This window comes from Streptomyces sp. AC627_RSS907 (assembly GCF_019049165.1).
Map to the genome: position 1 here is coordinate 1 of NZ_JAGMUE010001205.1, position 703 is coordinate 703.

At 68.6% G+C, this 703-nt stretch carries 1 protein-coding gene; it reads right to left on the bottom strand.

The annotated features are described in order from the left end of the window. Positions 1 to 183: 183 nt before the first annotated feature. Positions 184 to 703: guanylate kinase (gene gmk / locus KUM32_RS41075; RefSeq protein ID WP_217146751.1), on the bottom strand; the 520-nt coding region annotated here is incomplete at its 5' end.

A 703-nucleotide genomic window follows, 5' to 3' on the forward strand; every position in this document is an offset into this window, starting at 1 on the left:
CAGCGATGTCGCGGACGCCTTCGGCGACCGCGTCGGTGACGGTGTCACCGGGCGTGTGTCTGATGGCATCTGTTGCGCACGGCGCTGGTCACATAGCGCGCCGTACTGATCGTCAACGACGATAACGGCGGCGTGATGCTTGCCGTACCGAGCGTTGACGAGGGTCGAAGAAATCAGAGCAGATCAGACCACTCGCATCAAGGCTAGCAGCTCAGCGCTGACGTCCTCGACGGAGGTGTTGACCAGGGTGGTGTCGAACTCGGACTCGGCGGCCAGCTCGACCTTCGCCGCCGCCAGCCTGCGCTCGATCACCTCCGGCGGCTCGGTGCCCCGCCCGGTCAGGCGGCGCACCAACTCGTCCCAGCTCGGCGGGGCCAGGAAGACCAACTGCGCCTCCGGCATCGACTCGCGGACCAGCCGGGCGCCCTGGAGGTCGATCTCCAGCAGCACCGGCTCCCCCGCCTCAAGGCGGTCGAGGACCGCCCGGCGCGGGGTGCCGTAACGGTTGCCCGCGAACTCGGCCCACTCCAGCAGCTCTCCGTTGGCGACGAGCTTGTCGAACTCCTCGTTCTCGACGAAGAAGTACTGGACGCCGTGCCGCTCGCCGGGACGCGGCTTGCGGGTGGTGGCGGAGACCGAGAGCCATACCTCGGGATGGGCCTGGCGCAGGTGCGCGACGACCGTGCTCTTACCGACCCCGGAG